Origin of the sequence: Halobacillus sp. BBL2006, from assembly GCF_000786645.1 — a bacterium.
In the GTDB taxonomy this organism is placed as follows: domain Bacteria; phylum Bacillota; class Bacilli; order Bacillales; family Halobacillaceae; genus Halobacillus.
The window spans coordinates 1-2,276 of sequence record NZ_JRNX01000848.1 but is presented as its reverse complement, the minus strand read 5'-3'; the positions used below and the strand labels follow the sequence as shown (position 1 = coordinate 2,276).

At 44.9% G+C, this 2,276-nt stretch carries 3 protein-coding genes and 2 tRNA genes; all 5 read left to right on the top strand.

Features of this window, described 5'->3' with window-relative positions:
* A partial coding sequence (gene rph / locus LD39_RS20395) for a ribonuclease PH (RefSeq protein ID WP_035552950.1) occupies positions 1-514 on the top strand: 514 nt, incomplete at its 5' end.
* Positions 511-1,107: an XTP/dITP diphosphatase gene (locus LD39_RS20390; RefSeq protein ID WP_035552947.1), complete on the top strand. Its 597-nt coding sequence runs from the start codon at positions 511-513 to the stop codon at positions 1,105-1,107. The genes rph and LD39_RS20390, both read left to right, overlap by 4 nt.
* A gap of 12 nt (positions 1,108-1,119) precedes the next feature.
* Positions 1,120-1,647: a metallophosphoesterase family protein gene (locus LD39_RS20385; RefSeq protein ID WP_035552944.1), complete on the top strand. Its 528-nt coding sequence runs from the start codon at positions 1,120-1,122 to the stop codon at positions 1,645-1,647.
* A gap of 252 nt (positions 1,648-1,899) precedes the next feature.
* Positions 1,900-1,973: transfer RNA gene (locus tag LD39_RS20380), tRNA-Gly, on the top strand.
* Positions 1,974-2,194: 221 nt separating this feature from the next.
* Positions 2,195-2,268 (top strand) — tRNA-Arg (locus tag LD39_RS20375).
* Positions 2,269-2,276: the final 8 nt, after the last annotated feature.

The window sequence follows — 2,276 nt, the reverse complement described above, 5'->3', positions numbered from 1 at the left end:
AACGATGGAAATCCAACGCCTGATCGGACGGGCGCTGAGAGCGGTTGTCGACCTTGATCAAATCGGTGAGCGGACCCTATGGGTGGATTGTGACGTGATCCAGGCAGATGGCGGCACAAGAACAGCTTCTATTACGGGTGCCTTTGTAGCCGTAGTGATTGCATTCGGTAAACTTGTGGAAAAGGGAACGTTAAAGAAACTTCCAGTGACCGATTTCTTAACCGCTATTTCTGTCGGTGTGCTTCCAGACGGGGAAGAAATTCTTGATTTGTGCTATGAAGAAGACAGTCGTGCACACGTGGATATGAACGTCGTTATGACAGGCCAGGGCGAATTCGTTGAGCTGCAAGGAACAGGAGAAGAAGCAACGTTCTCTATGCCTCAGCTGCAAACCATGCTTTCCCTTGCTCAAGAAGGCGTGAATGACCTCGTCGAGCTTCAAAAAGAAGCGATTGGTGATTGGGCGGACGTTATTACGGGAAAACATGTATCAGGAGCATCGAAAGAGTCATGAAGGAATTGATTGTAGCGACAAAGAATGAAGGCAAAGTCCGCGAATTCCGCCAAATGTTTGCCAACTATAATATATCAGTGAAGTCTTTACTCGACTTTGAAGAAGAAATGGAAGACATTGAAGAGACAGGTACCACTTTTTCAGAAAATGCTACGATCAAAGCGGAGGCCGTGTCTCAGCAGTTTCAGCTGCCTGTAGTAGCGGATGATTCCGGTCTGGTCATAGATGCTTTAGATGGTGCTCCAGGCGTTTACTCCGCTCGTTATGCTGGTGAAGAGAAAGATGATGCAAAGAACCTTCAGAAAGTGATGCAAGAGCTACAGGGAGTACCTAGGGAAGAAAGAACAGCCCGCTTCGTCTGTGCTGTTGCGGTAGCTCGACCTGGAGAAGAGACTTTTGTGAAAAAAGGGTATTGTGAAGGCTCTATTGCAAACGAGCCGTCAGGAGCGAATGGATTCGGATACGATCCGATCTTTATTCCGAAAGGCTCCAAGCGCACAATGGCTGAGTATTCCGCTGAAGAGAAAAATTCGATCAGTCATCGACATCACGCCATTCAACAAATTGAAGAGTGGCTTAAGCATCAATCTTAAAGAGGTGATACTATGCCGAAAGTATTGATTATGAGTGACAGTCACGGACTGACAGAAGAAGTAACAGAAGTGAAAGAACGCCACAAACATGAGGTAGACGCCATGCTCCATTGCGGTGATTCTGAACTTGCCCACGATTCAGAAGAGTTACAGGACTTCCACTATGCCAAAGGCAATTGCGACTTTGAACCAGAAATGGAAAACGATCAGGTGGTAACCGTAGGCGATGTTACGTTCTTAGTCACACATGGCCACTTATACCAAATTAAATCGACACTGATGCCCTTATCGTATCGTGCAGAAGAAGTAGGAGCACAAGTAGCCTGCTTTGGTCATTCTCATATCGCTGGTGCCGAAAAGGTAAATGAAACGTTGTTTATCAACCCAGGAAGCTTAAGACTACCTAGAGATCGTGAAGAACCGACTTACGCGATTCTAGAATGGGATTCAACGGATGACGTTCATCTGCAATTTTACCATGTGAATGGAAAGCCGATGTCTGACTTGAAGCTTGAAACAACTTTAGCAGCAAAGGAATAATTTCTTTGCTGCTAGACTATTGACAAAGTTCTCATTCCTTACTATAATGATTCTTGTCCGCTTCAAACGAAAGCAATCATTTAATCCATGATTTTGTTGAATTCATGCGGGTGTAGTTTAGTGGCCACGAGCAATACATCCACCGAGTAAACTACGAGTTGCCCCGACGGATCAACATCCTTGAGTTCACGAGAAGAGGAAAAAGCACGGTTTGGAGTCTCAACCGAACCTGGCTTATGAAATTTTTTATACGCGGGTGTAGTTTAGTGGTAAAACCTCAGCCTTCCAAGCTGATGATGAGGGTTCGATTCCCTTCACCCGCTCCATACATATTTTAAAACCACACATCATAATGTTAATGTAACGATGTGTACAAATTGCAAACATTTATAATGTCCCAGTAGCTCAGCAGGATAGAGCATGACCGAATCAACTGCGAAGCAATCGCTTCAACGTACCGATTCAAATGCTTCACTGAACTACCCAAAGAATCGGGACGACGTTATTATGATATAATGTTTGTAATTTGAATTAAATTTAACATGATGTCCCAGTAGCTCAGCAGGATAGAGCAACAGCCTTCTAAGCTGTGGGTCGGGGGTTCGAATCCCTCCTGGGACGCTAACTAT